This is a genomic window from Corynebacterium sp. HMSC034A01, assembly GCF_001838175.1.
GTDB lineage: Bacteria > Actinomycetota > Actinomycetes > Mycobacteriales > Mycobacteriaceae > Corynebacterium.
The window spans coordinates 64,684-82,302 of sequence record NZ_KV835973.1 but is presented as its reverse complement, the minus strand read 5'-3'; the positions used below and the strand labels follow the sequence as shown (position 1 = coordinate 82,302).

The 17,619-nt window shown below is 67.5% G+C and carries 18 protein-coding genes; 3 read left to right on the top strand and 15 right to left on the bottom strand.

Annotation, left to right across the window (positions count from 1 at the left end):
- The coding region (locus HMPREF2791_RS08125; protein WP_070844974.1) for an HNH endonuclease signature motif containing protein at positions 1–880 on the top strand (880 nt) is incomplete at its 5' end.
- A gap of 99 nt (positions 881–979) precedes the next feature.
- Here HMPREF2791_RS08125 and rpsI read toward each other — a convergent pair.
- From rpsI to eccCb, 6 genes are all read right to left on the bottom strand, one after another.
- Complete coding sequence (gene rpsI / locus HMPREF2791_RS08120; RefSeq protein WP_070474958.1) at positions 980–1,528, bottom strand: 30S ribosomal protein S9; 549 nt, start codon at positions 1,526–1,528, stop codon at positions 980–982.
- A complete protein-coding gene (rplM, locus tag HMPREF2791_RS08115) occupies positions 1,528–1,971 on the bottom strand; it encodes a 50S ribosomal protein L13 (RefSeq protein ID WP_034997310.1) in 444 nt (147 codons plus the stop codon). Before rplM ends, rpsI begins: the two co-directional genes overlap by 1 nt.
- 293 nt (positions 1,972–2,264) lie before the next feature.
- On the bottom strand, positions 2,265–2,549 hold the full coding sequence (locus HMPREF2791_RS08110) for a WXG100 family type VII secretion target (RefSeq protein ID WP_070474959.1): 285 nt from the start codon (positions 2,547–2,549) through the stop codon (positions 2,265–2,267).
- A gap of 10 nt (positions 2,550–2,559) precedes the next feature.
- The gene (locus HMPREF2791_RS08105) at positions 2,560–2,871 is read right to left on the bottom strand and encodes a WXG100 family type VII secretion target (protein WP_034997307.1); all 312 of its coding nucleotides are present in this window, start codon (positions 2,869–2,871) and stop codon (positions 2,560–2,562) included.
- 103 nt (positions 2,872–2,974) lie between these two features.
- Positions 2,975–3,880, bottom strand: coding sequence for a type VII secretion-associated protein (locus HMPREF2791_RS08100; RefSeq protein WP_070474960.1), 906 nt, complete (start codon positions 3,878–3,880; stop codon positions 2,975–2,977).
- Positions 3,877–7,305 (bottom strand): type VII secretion protein EccCb, encoded by a 3,429-nt coding sequence (gene eccCb, locus HMPREF2791_RS08095; RefSeq protein ID WP_070844973.1) that lies wholly within the window; start codon positions 7,303–7,305, stop codon positions 3,877–3,879. The genes HMPREF2791_RS08100 and eccCb overlap by 4 nt, the downstream gene beginning before the upstream one ends.
- Positions 7,306–7,433: 128 nt before the next feature.
- Here eccCb and eccD point away from each other — a divergent pair, with 128 nt between their 5' ends.
- Entirely contained in the window at positions 7,434–8,735 is a 1,302-nt protein-coding gene (gene eccD, locus HMPREF2791_RS08090; protein ID WP_168168297.1) for a type VII secretion integral membrane protein EccD, read from the top strand.
- A 49-nt stretch (positions 8,736–8,784) separates the two neighbouring features.
- Complete coding sequence (locus HMPREF2791_RS08085; RefSeq protein WP_168168296.1) at positions 8,785–9,810, top strand: S8 family serine peptidase; 1,026 nt, start codon at positions 8,785–8,787, stop codon at positions 9,808–9,810.
- A gap of 9 nt (positions 9,811–9,819) precedes the next feature.
- Here the strand turns inward: HMPREF2791_RS08085 and eccB are convergent, their stop codons facing one another.
- The 9 genes from eccB to infA all read right to left on the bottom strand — a co-directional run bounded on the left by eccB (position 9,820) and on the right by infA (position 17,609).
- Positions 9,820–11,034: a type VII secretion protein EccB gene (gene eccB / locus HMPREF2791_RS08080; RefSeq protein WP_070844970.1), complete on the bottom strand. Its 1,215-nt coding sequence runs from the start codon at positions 11,032–11,034 to the stop codon at positions 9,820–9,822.
- A 39-nt stretch (positions 11,035–11,073) separates the two neighbouring features.
- Positions 11,074–13,191: a DUF6541 family protein gene (locus HMPREF2791_RS08075; RefSeq protein ID WP_070844969.1), complete on the bottom strand. Its 2,118-nt coding sequence runs from the start codon at positions 13,189–13,191 to the stop codon at positions 11,074–11,076.
- A 33-nt stretch (positions 13,192–13,224) separates the two neighbouring features.
- On the bottom strand, positions 13,225–14,055 hold the full coding sequence (truA, locus tag HMPREF2791_RS08070; protein ID WP_070844968.1) for a tRNA pseudouridine(38-40) synthase TruA: 831 nt from the start codon (positions 14,053–14,055) through the stop codon (positions 13,225–13,227).
- A gap of 106 nt (positions 14,056–14,161) precedes the next feature.
- On the bottom strand, positions 14,162–14,635 hold the full coding sequence (gene rplQ / locus HMPREF2791_RS08065) for a 50S ribosomal protein L17 (RefSeq protein WP_070474967.1): 474 nt from the start codon (positions 14,633–14,635) through the stop codon (positions 14,162–14,164).
- 46 nt (positions 14,636–14,681) lie between these two features.
- On the bottom strand, positions 14,682–15,695 hold the full coding sequence (locus HMPREF2791_RS08060) for a DNA-directed RNA polymerase subunit alpha (protein WP_034997298.1): 1,014 nt from the start codon (positions 15,693–15,695) through the stop codon (positions 14,682–14,684).
- Positions 15,696–15,809: 114 nt separating this feature from the next.
- A complete protein-coding gene (rpsD, locus tag HMPREF2791_RS08055) occupies positions 15,810–16,415 on the bottom strand; it encodes a 30S ribosomal protein S4 (RefSeq protein WP_070474968.1) in 606 nt (201 codons plus the stop codon).
- Between the two features lie 26 nt (positions 16,416–16,441).
- Positions 16,442–16,843, bottom strand: coding sequence for a 30S ribosomal protein S11 (gene rpsK / locus HMPREF2791_RS08050; RefSeq protein ID WP_063937554.1), 402 nt, complete (start codon positions 16,841–16,843; stop codon positions 16,442–16,444).
- Between the two features lie 3 nt (positions 16,844–16,846).
- Positions 16,847–17,215, bottom strand: a complete 369-nt coding sequence (rpsM, locus tag HMPREF2791_RS08045; protein ID WP_034997293.1) for a 30S ribosomal protein S13 — start codon at positions 17,213–17,215, stop codon at positions 16,847–16,849.
- Between the two features lie 175 nt (positions 17,216–17,390).
- Positions 17,391–17,609 carry a translation initiation factor IF-1 gene (gene infA, locus HMPREF2791_RS08040; RefSeq protein WP_019193979.1) on the bottom strand — a complete coding sequence of 73 codons (219 nt, stop codon included), beginning with the start codon at positions 17,607–17,609 and terminating at the stop codon, positions 17,391–17,393.
- Between the last annotated feature and the right edge of the window lie 10 nt (positions 17,610–17,619).

Sequence of the window (17,619 nt, the reverse complement as noted above, 5' to 3'; positions counted from 1 at the left end):
CTCCCTGGACGAGCTCGCGCTGATCGAACGGCGTATCGGTGGCGTGAAAGATGCCGGCGAGCGGTGGCGGCTGCGCCTTGCCTTGTTGGATGTCACCGGCGGGTACCGCGCGATCGAGCGCGCCGCACGCGAGCTGGTGCCCCGCGACGATGACACCCCGAAAAAGAAGCAGGTCGCGTTCTCCGCCCCGAAGAACGGCCGGGCGCGCATCACGATTGACACCACCGACCGCAAAGCCGCAGACCTCGAACACCGCCTGCGGCAAGACATCGACACCACACAACCGGCAGCAGCCCAGATGGAAGAGGCGTTCTGGCGCATCGTCGAAGGCACAACCGGCGGGGTGGTTGCCGCCGCGCCACGTCCGATCGTGCTGGTGCCGATTTCGGAGCACGCCCGCATCATGGCCGGCGACGGCGACGACGTCATCCTCACCTTGACTGACGGCACCATGATGACCGGGGCAGAATACCTTCAGCAAGAGTTCGGCGAGGCCTTGGAGGTTGCCGCGTTCCATCCGGAGGAAGGGGCGGTGAACCTGTACGACACCGAGCGTTTCGCCAACCAGAAGCAGCGCGATATGGCATGCATGGTCTCACCCGTGTGCGCCTTCCCAGGCTGCAGGCACGGGGCGTATGGTGCCGAGATTCACCATGTGGATGCGTGGAAGCACGGCGGCTACACCAACATGAACAACCTGGTGCCGCTGTGTACGTACCACAACCGCATCAACGACGACGACCCCTGGCGCAACAAACGCGGCCGCATCGCGATGATCAGAGGCGCGCCCTGGTGGGTCTCACCGCGGGGATACCACTTGAGAAACACCGACCGCGGAGCACTCGACCAACTCTTCGGACCCCGAAGCACAGGACCCTGACACCCGCAGCACCCACCCCTACGCGACAAACCCTGCCCTGACAACGCGAAACGCCGCCGTCCAAAACGGACAACGGCGTATAACGCGCGCAAAAAGCGATTAACGCTTGGAGTACTGCGGTGCGCGACGGGCCTTGTGCAGACCTGCCTTCTTGCGCTCCACGGCACGGGCGTCACGGGTGAGCAGGCCAGCCTTCTTCAGGGTGGTGCGCTCAGCCGGGTTGTAGACGTTCAGTGCACGGGCGATAGCCAGGCGCAGAGCACCGGACTGGCCGGTCGGGCCGCCACCGGAGATGTTGGCCTTGATGTCGAACTGGCCCTCGCGCTCGAGCAGGGTCAGCGGGGTGAGGATGTCCTGCTGGTGCAGCTTGTTCGGGAAGTAGTCCTCGAACTCGCGGCCGTTGACGGTGATCTTGCCTTCGCCCTCGACGACGGTCACGCGAGCGATGGCGCGCTTACGGCGGCCAACGGTCTGGATCGGACCCTCGTGCAGCGGAGCGACCTCAACGGTCTCCTCGGTTGCCTCAGCCTCGGGGGCGATGGCGTCGCCGATGGTGTAGTTGAACTCCTCGGTCGCGGCGGTTGCGGCGTCGACGTCGGTGCCCAGGTTCTCAGCGGCGGTGTTTTCGAAGTTGTTCGGCTCGGTCATTACTGTGCCACCTGCTTAAACTCGTAGGTTTCCGGCTGCTGGCCAGCGTACGGGTGCTCGGCACCGACGAAGACGTGCAGCTTCTTGATGGACTGACGGGAAAGCTTGTTGTGCGGCATCATGCCCTTGACAGCTTCCTCGATCACGCGATCCGGACGCTCGTCCAGCGCGCGGCCCAGGGTCATGGACTTCAGACCACCCGGGTAGCCGGAGTGGCGGTAACGCATCTCGCGCTCGCGCTTGTTGGAGGAGATGTGGATCTTGTCGGCGTTGATCACGATGACGTGGTCGCCGGTGTCGACGTTCGGTGCGTACTGCGGCTTGTGCTTACCGCGCAGGATGTCTGCGACGGTGGAAGCAAGCTTGCCCAGCACCACGTCGGTTGCGTCGATGACGTACCACTTACGGGTGATGTCACCGCTCTTCGGGTGGTAAGTAGACATGCATGACTCCTTAAAGTCTGTCTAGATGGCTGCCGGCCAAATACTTCGCCTGCCCCTTTGCGCTTGACGGCGGCCGGTGGAGACCCGAAAAGCGCATCCGGCGGGACACACAGGGATAACACCCTACGGCACACCTGCCGGAAAACAAAAAAGTGCCGCCGCAGGTGATTCCCCCATCACCTGCGGCGGCACGTCCCCCGTATCCCCCGAGTGGTTGCGCCGCGGGCCGCTTGCAAGCCGTGCCCGTCCCCCGATGAAAACGGCCCGCTCACGGCCCGCGACGCAAGTCTTGTTTAGCCCCAGCTGTTCGCGGCTGCGTTGTTGACGGCGAGCATGGTGGTGTTGCCGTCTTCAACGGTGTTGGCGATCTGGTTGAGGATCTGGTTGAGATCCGCTGCCGCCTGGTCCCACTTGGCCTGGTGCGCCTGGTAGGCCGCGGCTGCGGTGCCTTCCCAGGTCTGGGCCATGGGCTGGAGCATCTGCTTGAGTTCGGCCAGGTCGCCGTTGATGCGGGAGGCGGAGGCGCGCATGTCCTCTGCGGCGCCGGCGATCTGCGCGAAGTCGTACTTGATCTGCATTGTTTCCCCTTTACAGTGCGAGTCCGCCGGCGATCTGGCGGAGGCTGTCGGTGTTGGTGGCGTCGGTGGTTTCGTAGTTCTTGGCGTTGTCGCGGATGTTCACGGCGATTGCGCTCAGGGCCTCGGAGAGGCGCCTTTGGGCATCGTCGTAACGCAGCATCAAGTCGTCGAAGCTGCGCTGCGCGTTGCCCACCCAGTAGCCGCGGGTGGCTTCGGCGACTTGCTGGACGCGGTCGATTTCGCGGTTGACGTCGGCGTTGGTGTCGTCGGTGCGGTCTGCAGCGGCGCGCATGACCTCGGCTTCGGTTGCGAACTGCTCCATGGTTTCTTTCCCCCTCGTTGTGTGTTGGGCCGGACAACTTCTGTGCTGTCCGTATATCTGACTGACGTTTGGCCCTTCCGGTTCCATCGTTTTCAAAACTTTTTTACGGCCCCACGTCAGCCCCCTTATATTCAGCGGTTTCCATGGCCATGCGGCAGGTGGCGCGTTGCACGACGGTGGGTTCGGCGCGCGTGTGGCAGCCCACGAACAGCTGCACCGTCCCGTTGGGCCAGGTTTTCCAGAGTGATTGCGAGCTGTCGGCGGCGCGCTCGAGGTAGGACACAAAAACGCCGTCGGTGTCGACGAGTTCGACTTCCGGGTCGGCTTCGATGTCTGCGAGCAGTTGTTCGGCCATGCTGCGCGACGGAAGTTGGTAGAGGTGCTCGACGGCGATTTGCAGCCGGAAGTTGGGGTCGTCGCCTGTGGCGCGCCACATGTCGTCGTCGGCTTCGAGGGTGAAGCCCGCGGGGAGTTGGACGGTGAGACCCTCGCGCTCAATGCTTATCGACGTTTGCTCCGCCCGTTCCTCCTGCTGCTCAGGAGACGGCGACTGGGCAACCTGCGGCGGTGACGGTGGTTGTGACTGCTCCGTTTCCTCCTGCGCAGGAGCCTGCGACTGCGCTCCCCCGCTGGTTAAGCCCCAGATCACGGCGGCGCAGGCGAGGGCGACTGCGGCGACGACGGCGGCGATGATCCAGGTGCCGGAGCGCGATTCCTGCTCGGGTGGTGGCCGGTGGAAGGTTTCGGGTGCGTCGTCGGGCGTGTGCGGGGCGGGTTGGAGGGGTTCGGTGGTCAGGTCGATGTCGTAGTCGGCGAGCGCGTGGGTGAGTTCGCGCAGGCGTTGCGGGTCGGCGGCGATGTGCACCGGCGCGCCGTGCGGGTCGGGGCCTAACACGCTGCGGACGGTGCCGGCGATTTCGCGGCTGGTGGGTGCGTCGAAGCGGTGGATGTTGGCCGCGCCGGTGATCACGGTGGATGCGTCGGTGGCGGTGATGCGCAGCTCGGTCATGGTGCCTCCGGGAGTTGGACGGTGCCGCGCGCTTCGCCGTGGATCCAGGTGGCGCGGCCGGGTTGTTGCGGGGTGGGTCGCACGCCGAAGATGGCGCCTTCGTCGCGGGTGCCGTCCATGAGCAGCACGTCGGGGTGCAGGTCTTTTACGGCGGTGAGGAACGGCCCGAACATCGCGCGCGAGACGCCGCCGAACTTGCGGGCGGCCACGACGTGCAGGCCGATATCGGCCGCGTGCGGCAAAAGTTCCGCGATTGGGCGTAAGGGTTCTTCGCCGACGAGTTCGTAGTCGTCGATAATCAGGTACAGCTCGGGCCCGGTCCACCAGGAACGCTCGCGCAGCTGCTCGGGTGTCACATCACTGCCGGGCAGGCGCTCGGTCAAAGTCACGGCGAGCGATTTCGCGGCCTGTGTGATCGCGCTGGTGGAGGCGGCGTAGGCGGCGACCATGTCCTCGCTGGCCCGGCCCAGGTGCGCGCGCCTCGGGTCGAGCACCACCATGCGGGCGGCCTCGCGCCCCATGTGCTCCACCGCGGTGATGGCGCTGGCGATGAAGGTGGATTTGCCGCAGCCGCCGGCGCCGATCACGAGCACGTGCTCGGACGAGTACACGGGTTCGAGGTTTGGCCCGCCGATGCCGAGGGGGATCCTTTGGCCGTCGAGAAGCGAGTGCGTAGCCACGGCCTCCGGGAGCACCCGCAACTTTTCCACCGGTGCTTGGTCGGTGGTGGCGAGGTGGGCAATGTCCTCGCCGCTGGTGAAGGCGAGCTGCACGGTTTTGCCGTCCGGGGTCAGGCCGCGGCCGGGCGTGGCGGGCAGTTTTTCCTGGTGTTTGCGGTTGATCAGCGAGTCCATCGGTTCAGTCAGCCGCAGCTCGAGGCGGGTACCGATGAGGTCGCGCACGTTCGGGCGGATCGCGCTCCAACGCTGGGTGGTCACCACGAGGTGGATGCCGGCGTCGGGGCCTTCGGAGGCGATGCGGGCGAGCGGTTCGCGCAGGTCCTCGTCGAGGGCGTGCCAGCCGTCGACGACCAGCATCACCGGCCGCGGGTGGTCCAGGAACCCGGTGACTTCGTCGATGACGCGGCGGGTGCGCTCGGCGTCTTTCATGCTGGCCACGCCGGCGACGTGCGGCAGCGCCTCCAGCTCCGGCAGGTCGCCGATGATGTAGACGGCAAGCCCCGCGCGGATTTGCGTGGCGACGATGCTTCGCACCGCCATCGTCTTGCCCGTCTGCGGCCCGCCCGCAATGGCGACGTGCCCGCCGGCAGTATCCAGGTTCAGGTGGAAGGGGGTTTGGCGTTGCTTGAACGGCTCGTCGATAAGCCCGAGCGCCCCGTCCGTCTGCGCCAGCTGCGGCAGCGGGATACGTGCTGGCAGCGGCGGCAGCCACACCTGGTGCGCGCGCATGCCGCGGACCTCGGCGACCTGCGCAGCCTTGGCCACCACCGCGTCCAGCAGCGTGGTGGAGCGGTCTTCCTCCACGTAGGCGGTGGGTGTGCGCTCGATCTCGTCGCCGGTGAACAGCCGCACGTGCTGCTCGCCGGGGTGCTCCACCACGGTTCGGGTCAGCGGGCCGGAGACGTACGCCGCCCGGAAGCGGGTCAGGTCCATGCCGGCTTTGAGGTAGCCGGAGCCGGGCTCGCCGGGCAGCTCGTAGGCGTCCGGCATGCCGAGGACTTGGCGGGACTCGCCGGCGGAGAACGTTTTCAAGCCGATGCGGTAGGACAGGTGCGAATCCAGTCCGCGCAGCTTGCCCTCCTCCAGCCGCTGCGAGGCGAGCAGCAGGTGCACGCCGAGGGAGCGGCCGAGCCTGCCCACCGCCACGAACAGGTCCGCGAAGTGCGGGTGCTGGGTGAGCAGCTCGGTGAACTCGTCGACCACGATGACCAGCGACGGCAACGTGTTGCCCGCCTTGGTGTAGTCCGTGATGTTGGCGAAATTGCCGGCGGCCCGCAGCAGCTCTTGGCGGCGGTGCATCTCGCCGGAAATTGCGTCGAACATGCGCTCCACCAGCACCGCCTCGTCCTCCAAGTTGGTGATCACCGCGGCGGTGTGCGGCAGCGAATCGCAACCCAAAAACGTCGCGCCGCCTTTGAAGTCCACGAGCACGAAGTTCAGCTCGTCCGGCGAGTGCGTTGCCGCCAGCGCCACCACCAGGGTCCGCAGCAGCTCCGACTTGCCGGACCCGGTCGCCCCGATGCACAGCCCGTGCGGGCCCATCCCGCCGAGCGCCGCCTCCTTCAAATCCAGGTACACCGGTTGGCCGTCGGGGGTCGCGCCGATTGGCACGGTGAGCTTGTTGCGCACCCCCGGCCACATCGTGTGTGCATCCAGGGCGTCGATGTCCGGCACGCCCAGCATGGACAGAAAGTCCCCGCCGGCCTCCACCGCGCCATCGGGGCGGCGGTAGAAGCCTAAGTGCCTAGCGACGAACTCCGCCTCCGCCTCCGTGAACTCATCCGGCACGCCAAGCTGCTCCACCCCCTGGGCCGTGACCGCCTGCAGCGCGTCGGTGCAGATCAGGTGGAACGCGTCCGGGTCGACGAAGAAGTCCGGGTCGTCGTGGATGGTCACCACCAGGTCGGCGTCGGTGGGTGCGGGGGAGCCTTTGGCGTCAATAAGCGCAATGCGAAACGCTCCCTCGGAGCGCGTGTGCGGCAGCCACTTCGCCCAGGCGAACGGCGCGTCGATGCGCACCTTTTCCGGGCCGTAGAAGAACGCCAGCTGGCACACGATCGAGCGCGCCACATCGGCCGCCGTAGGACCTGCGAGCGTGATGGCGGGAAACGCGTCGAGCTGCACCAGCATCGGCATCCCCGGCACCGTGCTCACCGCCGCGACAGCGCGGCGCAGGCTCACCGCGCACACCGGGTCCAGGTCCTCGGGGCTGCCCGGATCGTCCACGTCAACCGGTGTGCATAGCGCGCCCGCGCCGGTGCCTAGGCGCACCGTCGGGGCACCTGTGCGCTCCCAGACGCGCTCCACCGGCACCGCGGCCACCAGCTCGCCCGGCGCGGGGTGCAGCGCGGCGGCGTGCGTGCGCTGCATCGCGGCGTTTGCGCGCGCCTTGACCGCCAGCGCGTCGAGGTGGCGGAGGTAGACGCGGCGGGTCTCGTCGATGTCGCCCTGCTTTTCCTGCGGGTTGAACATGCCGGCCAGCCCGAAAAGCATCATCAACGGGAAGATCAGCATCATGGGGCTCACGGCGCGGCCCGAGGTGGCCATGAGCACCATCACCGCGCCGACTGCCACCACCATCACCACCGGCAGCAGGATCTTTATCACCGGCGGCGACTGCGGTTTCTGCGCCGCGGGCACGGGCTCGGCGCGCAAGCTGCCGGTCGGCGGCGGCGCGGCGTCGATCGCTGCATCGGAGCTGCCGGATGTTGGTGCGAGCACTTGGTCGTAGTCGAGGCCAAGCATCGTGGATTTCCCCCCTCGTGTTTTCTCACAGTTCCCCCGAACTGTGGACGCGCTGTGGATTGTAAGCCATACTGTTTCCCGTCGCGCGGCGAATGGGGGCCGCGCCTGATATTTCGGGGGTTTTGAAGTTGGTTGCAACGTCTGCGCACCACATCGTGCGCGTCACTGTCCGCATTTCGGTTGTCGCGTTCCACCGCGACATCGACGTCACGCTGCCGACGTCGTCGACGCTTTCGGAGGTGCTGCCGGAGCTCGCGCGCCTAGTGGAGCTGCCGGAGGTTCACCGCCCGTGGCAAGCCACCACCGCGGGCGGGGCGGTGCTGGATATGCACACGCCGCTGTACGCGCTCAAGCTTCACGACGGCGCCACCGTCGCCCTCCACCCCCAAGAGCCCACGCCCCCGCCGGTCGTGCGCGACGCGGCCGACGCCCTGGCCGGGGCGGCCGATGCGGCCCGGCAGGTGCGCGGGCTGGACGTGGCGGCGACGTTCTCAGGGCTTGCGGCAGTGCTGCTGCTGGCGCGGGTGTTCGCCCCGTGGCCGGTCGCGCTTGCTGCGGTGGCGCTGCTGGCGTTGGCGGTGGCGTCGATAGGCAGATCGCGCGCGGCGTTTGCGGCCGTGCCGCTGCTGGCGGGGCTCGCCGCGGGCGTGTGGGTCGCCGGTGGTGGCGGCGCAACCTCGCTCGGACTCGGGGCGTTGGCGGGTTTGCTCACGGCGGCGGTGTCCGTCGGGATCGGGGTGGCGCTCAGGTTAGCCGGAGCGGCGCAGGTGGCGTTCACCGTCGCGGTCTGCGTGCTCGCCGGCACAGGCGCGGCCGGCATGTGGCTGCCCGGACCCCTCGCCCCGCCCGCGCTGACCGTGCTGACCGGAGTGCTCGGTGTGATGGCCACGCCCGGCGCGGCTACCCGCGCCGCCGGGCTGACGGTGCCGCGTGTGCCTACTGCCGGCGAGGAGTTTGACCGTTCCGACGACTACCAGTACGACGTGGACGCCCGCAGCGCCGCCGCGTCCACCATCGCCGCCGCCATCTCGGCGGCGATCGCCGTGTGCTGCGTGCCGGCGCTGTTATGGCTGGGGCGGGCCGGCGGGGCGTGGACGTTCGCGTTCTGCCTGGGTGTCGCCGCGGCGCTGGTGGTCTACGCCTCGCGCCAGCACTGGTCGGTGCCGCGGGCGTGCCTGACCGCGGTGGCGCTTTCCGCCGTGGTCGCCGCCTCTGCCGCCGCCGCGCAGACTGGGCACGCGGCGTGCATCGCCGTCGCCGCGCTCGCGGCTCTTGCCGCAGCAGCGACGGTCGCATGGGCGCCGCGCGTGCCGGACGTGGAGCCGACCACCATCGTGTGGTTCGAGCGGGCAGAGATCGCCGCCACCATCGCGGTGATCCCGCTGGCGGTGCACTTGACCGGGTTGTTCGACATGATCCGGGGGCTCTAACATGCGCAAACTCGCCGCAAGTGCCCTGTTCGCCTTCAGTCTCACACCGGTGCCTGCTGCCGCACAGGATGTGGCGTGCGCGGTGCCAGCGCTCGTCGACAGGCCCGCTGCTTCACCCGCAACCGAGGCGCTGCGGAAATTCGCCACCGGCGCCGGCGTACGCGTGGCGGTGATCGACACCGGCGTCGCGCCACACCCCGAGATCACGCACCTGCGACCGGGCCGCGACTTCGTGGCCGCCGACGCGCTGCACGACTGCGACAACCACGGCACCGCCGTCGCCGGGATCATCGCCGGGCGGACCCTCGGCATCGCCCCGGAAGCGGAGATCATCTCGGTCCGCCAGACTTCGGCGCACTACCGCGAGGTCGACGCCGGCAACCTGCAAACGCTCACCGACGCGATCCACAACGCCCTCGACGAGGGCGCCAGCGTGCTGAATATCTCCGTCGTGTCGTGCTTGGAGCCCGGGTTCGCAGCGCGCATCGACACCTCCGGCATCACCGCCGCCCTCCACCGCGCCGAGGCGCAAGGCGCGGTTGTCGTCACCGCCGCAGGCAACGCCGGGCCGGACTGCGAACCGGGCTTCGAAGTCTTCCCCGCCCGCTTCCCCACCGTACTGGCGGTGGCCGCGCGCGCCGACGACCACACGATCGCCGACTACTCCCTACCCGCCGCGCTCTCCGCGCCGGGCCACGTGCCGGCGGCGCTCGCCCCGGGCGGGTGGGCCGAGGGGACGCTGGTGAAAGACGGCGTGCACCCGTACGCGGGCACGAGCTTCGCCGCCCCGGTGGTCAGCGGCGCGGTGGCGCTGTTGCAGTCGCGCTACCCCGGCATCACCCCGGAACATGTGCGCTCGCTTCTCGACGCCTCCGCCCAACCCGGCGGCGGCGCCATCGACCCGCTGGACGTGCTGACCCAACTGTCGCCGCACGAGCTGGCGGACCGCCCGACCGCACAGGTGAGACCCGTGGACCCGCAACCCAACGCGGCCGTGGGCCGGCTCGGCGCGCTCGCCGGCGCGGCGCTCGCGTGTGCGGCGGTGATGGTCGCGCTGCGCGCCAGGCGTGCCTAGCAGCCGGCCCTAGTACGTCGCCGTCATCGCCGCGTCACGGGTCAGTTCCGCGCCCTCCGGCAGCAGGGCGATGATCTCCCACGGCACCTCTTCGACGTGCGCCGCGCCCACGTTGGCCAGTGTTTCCGCATCCGGTGCGCGGTGGCGCAGCCCGTTAGCGGAGACGACGTGGAACCCGTGGCCCGAATCCACCCCGACGGAGCCGCCATCCAGCCCCGAGAAGTGGGTGGCCACGGACCTGCCGGACAGCTCGATCCCCTCCGGTACCTCGTCTACGGTCGCCCCGCCGCGGGCCTGGTCCACGCACGCCAGGTGCGGCTCCACCCACCGCGGCCGCTGCCCCGGCAGGCGCAGCTCCTCCTCCGCGTCCGGATAGGTTGCCAGGCTTTCACGACTCGCGACGGCGGCCTTCGCCCCGGCGTCCAGCAGCATAGTGCGCTGGGTGTCGGTGACCGGCTGGATGCGGCCGTCCGCCAACGCCCAGGATGTATCGTCCGCGTCGATGATCTGCGGCAGCGGATCCGGCAGCGCCGCTGGCGGCAGCTCCTCCAGCGCCGAAATGACCTGCGTCGGCGGTGTCCACCGAGGCGTATCCGGGGTGATCCCCAGCGCCCGGCGGATCACACGGCCCTCCGGGGTGTCCGCTTCCGGCAGCAGGCGCCGCCCCTCATCAGTAACCACCCACTCGCGGGCGGTGTCGGCGGCGAGGACGGCGGCGTCGACAGGCAATGGCTCCGGGGCCTTGCCCGCAACCACCGTGATCGTGTCCGCACCGCACACCGACCAGCTGGTCAAAGGCGTGCCTTCGGGCGCGAACATGCCGGGTGCCGCGACGATGCCCACCGGCACACCGCGCGGCAACTCGGCGAGCTTCTCGTCGCCGATGCGCGCCGGCTCAGCAGCCTGGCCGGCGATCAGCCGCGCCGACGCCAAGTTCGTCACCGGGTGCGCCGCCTCGCCCACCCGCACGTACAGCGTGCCGTCTGCGGCGCGCACAATCGGCGCATCCCCCGGATCCGCGTTCGGCCGCATCCACGCAAACAGCCCCATCACGCCCGCGATCATCACCACCGCCGCGGTGCCGAAAATGGTCGCGCGGCGCCTGGACGCCAGCGGATCGTGGATCATGCGGATATCGCCGAAGATCAGGCCGTGCTCCATGCGGCGTCGCATGAACTTATGCCCCGACACCTGGGCACGCGTGGTTGGCAAAAGCTTCGCCATGACAATTCCCCTCCCCCGAGAAAACACCTGGCGTAAAGCTTACTGCGCAGTACCCACCTCCGCGAGCGCAAACAGCTCGTCGGAGCCGTTTTCCTGCCCGTCTGCAACCATCTCCTCCAGCTCCGCCTCGCTGAACTGGCTGTTCACCGCGAAGATCGCCGTGGAGCCCTTGCGGTACACGGGCGTGACACCGTTGGAGACCCAGAAGTCGCGCAGCATCTCGTACGGCGGGTACTGGTAGTGCCAGAACGCGCCGGGGCTGAGCAAGAAGAACTTCACGTTCAAGTTCTCCACCGTCTCGTCGACGAGGTTGTGCTCGCCTTCGCCGATGAAGTCTGCGTTCCAGTACATGATGTCGCCGTTGGTGCCGCGGCCGCCGTTGGGCCACAGGTAGTGGCGGTTCAGGGTGGGCACGCCGTTGTAGGCGTACATCCAGGAGTAGCCGTCGGCGGGGTCGCCCGCGGTCAAGCCCTCCCAGGCGGCGGGTTGGGTGGCCAGCCAGTCGAAGGCTTCGAGGTCTTCGGCGTCGACCATGCGGTCGGCGACGCGGGCGGCGGCGTAGGTTTTCTCGGCGCCGTGGTCGGTGTGTTCGCGGAGCATCGGGATCGCTGCGGAGGCGACGATGCAGGCGACAACGACGCCCGCGATTGCGGAGATGCGCTCGCCTTTCGCATACCGCTTAGCGACGGGCGCTGCCGTGACCACGCGAATCCCCGCCGCCACGGCAATAGCGGCCGAGGCCGTGACAGCCATGACCACCGGCATGATCAGGCGGTGCCCGGTGCTGTAGTGCAGGTTGCCCACGTAGTCGAGCAGTCGGCCGAGCGAGTTGCCGAACGGCACCAGGGCGTTGGCGGTAATGGCCAGGGACACCGCGTAGAACAGCACCGGCCAGATCTGGCGGCGCCACAGCAGGCACACCACGGCGCCGGCGGCGGCGAGCCAGAGCAGCACGGTGGGGTCGTACGCCGGGAAGAATTGCAGCACGTGGCGCGTTTCCATCCGCAGCGCTGTGCCCCACGCCCCGCCGACACCCAGGGTTTCTTCCGGCCGCCAGGAGGCCACCTCGCCCGCCTGGGCGGAGCCTGCGAGCACCTGCGGGACGAACATGGCAACGCCGGCGACGGCGGGCATGGCGATCCACAGCGTGTCCGTCAGCCGCGTGCGTTCCGGGGAGATCAGGGTGGAGGTCAGCCAGTAGAAGCCGACGGCGAGCACGACGATGGTGACTGCGGACGGGTGCACGCACAGCACCGCCACAAACGCGAGTGCGACGGGCAGGGCGCTTGCGCGCCTGCGCGGCACGGTGACAAGCAGCCACGTCACGGTGCCGGTCAGCGCCACGGCGAAGAGGTAGGGCCACATGCCCACGTAGTCCGGGATCCAGTACAGCTGCGGCGCGGCGTAGCCCATGATCGCGGCGAGCGCCGCCGCGATCTGCGCGGTGACACCGGTGGAGCGCAAGAACGCGAACACCAGGCACACCAGCGTGGCCGGCAACGCCAGCGCGGGCAACACAGCAGAGGCAATGTTCAGCGCCGGGATGGGATCCAGGCCCGCCGTCTCGCCGAACAGGGCGATACCGGCGTGGTAGGCGGACGGGTAGAACAGCTTCAGCTGCGACTCCACGTTTTGCAGCTCGCCCATGCGGGTGGCGGAGGCGATGCCCTCGTCCATGATGAAGCGCACCAGGTTGGCGTGCCACTGCACATCCCACCCCTGGACGATGTTGAAAACACCGTTGGGCATCCGCTCCAGCCAGCGCAGCCGTTCCGAGACTGCCATGAACGCACCCACGCCGACGCCGACGGCGGGCAGCACCCAGTACGGGTCCGCGATGCTTTCCCTTCGCACGTCGCCGGGAAACAGCGCTCGGCGCCAGCTCACGGCCCCACCCCGGCGCGCCCGGCGCACGAACAAGTACCGCCACGCAGCGGCCGCCAGAAGGGCGACGACCATGCTCACGCCGAAGGTCCACAGGTTGTACGGCGCGCTGGTCAGCCCCCAGAACCAGGATGTCACGCCGAACAGGCCGAAGGTCACCGGCAGGGCAGCCGCGCCTGCGGCCGGGGCTTTCATGCCGGCGACCCAGGAGAACACGAAGCCGGGGAGGGTGAAAAACACCACGGCAAACCACGCGGCTGCGACTGTGGTCATGGCACCTCCCAGTACTGATGTAACCCAAGCATGCTACATCTCGCGGGTGGCTCTCGTCGCTTCGGCTCGCGCCGCCAGGTCGGCATCTTCCGGGTATTCCACTCCCACCAGGGTTAGCCCGCGGGCGGGGGCGAGGGGGACGTCGGGCGAGCGGGCGTCGAGAAGCAAAAGCTCCTCCGGCCACTGGGGCGCGCGCCTGCCTTCGCCGACGGTGAGGCAGGTGGCCACGAGTGCGCGGACCATGTTCCAGCAGAACGCGTCGGCGGTGATGCGTGCTTCATAAAGGTGCGGCTCGACCTCGCGCCAGGTGAAGCTATGCACCTCGCGGATGGTGGTGCCGTGCTCCTTCGGGCGGCAGAAGGCGGCGAAGTTGTTCAGGCCGACCAGGGCGTCGGCGCAGGCTTGCACCGCGCCCAAGTCCACGGGTTTCGGCCACACGGCGGTGTCTCGCGCGCGGGTGGGCACGGCACCTGCGGGGTGGGTAGTCACCCGGTAGCAGTAGGTGCGCGTCAGCGCGGAAAAGCGCGCGTCGAAGCCCGCGGGGGCTTGGGCGACGCCGAAGACACGGACGTCTTCAGGGAGCAATTTTGCTAATCGACGCACCAGCCGCCCCGGATCCCCCTCAATCGAGCGTTGGTTGAGCGATTCGGAGGGAATGTCCGCGTGCGCGACCTGGCCGGCGGCGTGCACGCCCGCGTCGGTGCGGCCGGCGACGGTGAGCGCGACGTCGGCGCGCAGAACGAGCGAGAGCGCATCCTCGATGGTCTGCTGGACAGTGCGCAGGTCCCCTTTTTGGCGGGCCCAGCCGTGGAAGTCGGTGCCGTCGTAGGCGATGTCCAGGCGCAGGCGCAGCGTGTCGTCCATGGTGAGGCATTCTATCGCCGGAACGTGCACGCACAGCAAAGCGCCCGGGGCGCACCGACGTTGCGGTGCGACCCGGGCGCTTGGCGCAAAGGGAGGAAGTGTTGGACTACTTCTCCTCTGCGGTCTCCTCAGCCGGAGCCTCGGCGGTCTCCTCAGCCTTGGCCTCCTCGGCCTGGCGGGAAGCGGCGGCGCGTGCTGCGCGGGTTGCCTCGGAAGACACGGTCTCCTCGAGCACCAGAGAGATCTGGGTCATCGCAGCGTTGTCGCCGGCACGGTTCTCCAGCTTGATGGAGCGGGTGTAGCCGCCCTCGCGGTTGGCGAACTTCGGTGCGAGCTCGTTGAACAGGTAAGCAACGACCTCCTTGTTCGACAGCTCAGCGGCCACGGCGCGGCGGTCAGCCACAGTGCCCTTCTTCGCCTTGGTGATCAGCTTCTCGGCGTACGGACGCAGCATGCGTGCCTTCGCGTCCGTCGTCTTGATTGCGCCGTGCTCGAACAGGGCCAGGGCCAGGTTAGACAGAATGTGCTTCTGGTGGCCGGCCGAGCCTCCGAGACGGGCGCCCTTCTTCGGGGTAGGCATTTTCGTACTCCTCGTGTGCGGTTAATTGAGCGCGTGCTCTGTGGTGTTACTCGGTCTCGTCCGCGCTGGTGTCGACGTAGTCGCCAGTCTCGGCGTCGTAGCCTTCGATCTGGGTCGGGTCGAAATCTTCCGGAGCGTCCTTGAGGGTCAGGCCCAGGCTGGCGAGCTTGATCTTGACCTCGTTGATGGACTTCTGGCCGAAGTTGCGGATATCCAGCAGGTCAGACTCGGTGCACTCTGCGAGCTCACCGACGGTGTGGATGTCCTGGCGCTTCAGGCAGTTGTAGGAGCGAACGGAGAAGTTCAGGTCCTCGATCGGCGTGGAGTACGCGGCGATGTACTCGGTCTCCTGCGCCGACGGGCCGATCTCGATACCCTCGGCCGCGGTGTTCAGCTCGCGCGCCAGGCCGAAGAGCTCCACCAGTGTGGAACCGGCCGACGCGAGGGCGTCACGTGCGGTCATGGAGTTCTTGGTCTCCACATCGATGATCAGCTTGTCAAAGTCGGTGCGCTGCTCAACACGGGTCGCCTCAACCTTGTAGGCGACGCGGGTGACCGGCGAGTAGATCTGGTCGACCGGGATGCGGCCGGCCTCACCGCCGGAGTTGGGCATGGCCGGGACGTAGCCGCGGCCGCGCTCGACAACAAGCTCCATCTCGAGGCGAGCCTGCTCGTTCAGCGACGCGATGTGCAGATCCGGGTTGTGGATCTCCACGCCAGCCGGCGGCTCGATGTCGCCTGCGGTGACGTCGCCAGGGCCCTCAACAGCAAGCTGCATGACAACCGGCTCGTCGGAGTCGGAGGACAGGACAATGTCCTTGATGTTGAGGATGATCTCAGAGACGTTCTCCTTGACGCCGGTGATCGTGGTGAACTCGTGGAGCACACCGTCGATCTTGATGGAGGTCACGGCTGCGCCCGGGATGGACGACAGCAGCGTGCGGCGCAGAGAGTTGCCCAAGGTGTAACCGAAACCAGGCTCGAGCGGCTCGATGATGAACTTCGAGCGGTTGGTGTCGATGTACTCCTCGGTCAGTTCAGGACGCTGAGAGATGAGCATGAACTTCTCCTTTGTCGGCTCCCGCTATTTGAAGCCGGTAGGAACGGATAAATGGAAGATTTTCGAGCACCGGCCGAACACGTCGGCAGTGCGCGGGGTGAAGCAAACGAAAGTTTACTTCGAGTAGAGCTCGACGATGAGCTGCTCCTGCAGCGGGACGTCGATCTGAGCGCGCTCGGGCAGCTGGTGCACGAGAATGCGCAGGGTGTCCGGAACGACCTGCAGCCAGGCCGGAACGACGGCGTCGAGCAGTTCGTCCTGAGCCTCTTCGAACCACAGCATGTTGCGGGACTTGTCGCGGACATCGATGATGTCGTACTGCGTCACCGCGAAGGACGGCACGTTGATGTGCTTGCCGTTGACGGTGAAGTGGCCGTGGGAGACCAGCTGACGTGCCTGACGGCGGGTCTTAGCCAGACCAGCGCGGTAGATCACGTTGTCCAGACGGGACTCCAGCAGGATCAGCAGGTTGTCGCCAGTCTTGCCCGGACGACGGTTCGCCTCTTCGTAGTAGCGGCGGAACTGCTTCTCCATTACGCCGTAGGTGAAGCGAGCCTTCTGCTTCTCCTGCAGCTGGAGCAGGTACTCGGACTCCTTGATGCGAGCACGGCCAGCCTGCCCCGGAGGGTACGGGCGGCGCTCGAAGGACATGTCGCCGCCGACGAGGTCGACGCGGAGGCGACGGGACTTACGGGTAGCAGGGCCGGTGTAACGAGCCATGTCTCTTTACCTCTTTCCTTTCAGCCTTAAACGCGACGACGCTTCGGCGGACGGCAGCCGTTGAACGGCTGCGGCGTCACGTCGGAGATCGAAGACACCTCCAGGCCGGCGGCCTGGAGAGAACGGATTGCGGTCTCGCGGCCGGAGCCCGGACCCTTGACAAAGACGTCGACCTTCTTCATGCCGTGGTCCATTGCCTTGCGGGCGGCGTTCTCGGCAGCCATCTGCGCGGCGAACGGCGTGGACTTACGGGAGCCCTTGAAGCCGACGTGGCCGGAAGATGCCCAGGAGATCACGTTGCCCTGCGGGTCCGTGATGGACACGATGGTGTTGTTGAAGGTGGACTTGATGTACGCGTGGCCTGCGGCCACGTTCTTCTTGACGGCGCGGCGTCCGCGACGCGCGCCGGAACGAGTCTGAGCAGCCATAGGTTACTTCTTCTTTCCTGCGATGGTCTTCTTCGGGCCCTTGCGGGTGCGCGCGTTGGTCTTGGTGCGCTGGCCGCGGACAGGCAGGCCACGACGGTGGCGCATGCCCTGGTAGGAGCCGATTTCAATCTTGCGGCGGATATCTGCCTGCACCTCGCGGCGCAGATCGCCCTCTACGGTGTAGGAGGACTCGATCGCGTCGCGCAGAGCAGCGAGCTGATCGTCGGACAGATTGTCCGTGCGCAGGTCCGGAGAAATACCGGTCTTCTCGAGCAGTTCCTTGGCTCGGGTTGCACCGATGCCGTAAATGTAGGTAAGTGCGATCTCCATGCGCTTGTTGCGCGGGAGATCAACACCAGCTAGACGTGCCATGAGGTACGTGCCTTTCGGGTTGTTACGGTGGTTTTCTCCCCACCCGTCCACGCCAAACAACGCTTTGTCCGGGCCGTGCCGGAGAGTGGGTTGAGATTACGCGCGGCTCCAGCCACCGTGGCCAGAGGTGCACGATCCGCCGTCGGGCGGATCTGGGTGAGGAGGCTTGAAATGCTTACTTGTAGCGGTAAGTGATACGCCCGCGGTCCAGGTCGTAGGGGGAAAGCTCCACCACGACGCGGTCCTCCGGAAGGATGCGGATGTAGTGCTGGCGCATCTTGCCACTGATGTGGGCGAGAACTTCGTGCCCGTTGTCCAGTTCGACCCGGAACATCGCGTTCTTCAGGGGCTCGACAATGCGGCCCTCAACCTCGATTGCGCCTTCTTTCGCCATACACTCCACT

Excerpts from the sequence above, each read along its gene's own strand:
- rpsI (WP_070474958.1), bottom strand. The coding sequence starts at position 1,528 with ATGACCGAGCCGAACAACTTCGAAAACACCGCCGCTGAGAACCTGGGC.
- rplM (WP_034997310.1), bottom strand. The coding sequence starts at position 1,971 with ATGTCTACTTACCACCCGAAGAGCGGTGACATCACCCGTAAGTGGTAC.
- HMPREF2791_RS08110 (WP_070474959.1), bottom strand. The coding sequence starts at position 2,549 with ATGCAGATCAAGTACGACTTCGCGCAGATCGCCGGCGCCGCAGAGGAC.
- HMPREF2791_RS08105 (WP_034997307.1), bottom strand. The coding sequence starts at position 2,871 with ATGGAGCAGTTCGCAACCGAAGCCGAGGTCATGCGCGCCGCTGCAGAC.
- HMPREF2791_RS08100 (WP_070474960.1), bottom strand. The coding sequence starts at position 3,880 with ATGACCGAGCTGCGCATCACCGCCACCGACGCATCCACCGTGATCACC.
- eccCb (WP_070844973.1), bottom strand. The coding sequence starts at position 7,305 with ATGCTTGGCCTCGACTACGACCAAGTGCTCGCACCAACATCCGGCAGC.
- eccB (WP_070844970.1), bottom strand. The coding sequence starts at position 11,034 with ATGGCGAAGCTTTTGCCAACCACGCGTGCCCAGGTGTCGGGGCATAAG.
- HMPREF2791_RS08075 (WP_070844969.1), bottom strand. The coding sequence starts at position 13,191 with ATGACCACAGTCGCAGCCGCGTGGTTTGCCGTGGTGTTTTTCACCCTC.
- truA (WP_070844968.1), bottom strand. The coding sequence starts at position 14,055 with ATGGACGACACGCTGCGCCTGCGCCTGGACATCGCCTACGACGGCACC.
- rplQ (WP_070474967.1), bottom strand. The coding sequence starts at position 14,635 with ATGCCTACCCCGAAGAAGGGCGCCCGTCTCGGAGGCTCGGCCGGCCAC.
- HMPREF2791_RS08060 (WP_034997298.1), bottom strand. The coding sequence starts at position 15,695 with ATGCTCATCTCTCAGCGTCCTGAACTGACCGAGGAGTACATCGACACC.
- rpsD (WP_070474968.1), bottom strand. The coding sequence starts at position 16,415 with ATGGCTCGTTACACCGGCCCTGCTACCCGTAAGTCCCGTCGCCTCCGC.
- rpsK (WP_063937554.1), bottom strand. The coding sequence starts at position 16,843 with ATGGCTGCTCAGACTCGTTCCGGCGCGCGTCGCGGACGCCGCGCCGTC.
- rpsM (WP_034997293.1), bottom strand. The coding sequence starts at position 17,215 with ATGGCACGTCTAGCTGGTGTTGATCTCCCGCGCAACAAGCGCATGGAG.
- infA (WP_019193979.1), bottom strand. The coding sequence starts at position 17,609 with ATGGCGAAAGAAGGCGCAATCGAGGTTGAGGGCCGCATTGTCGAGCCC.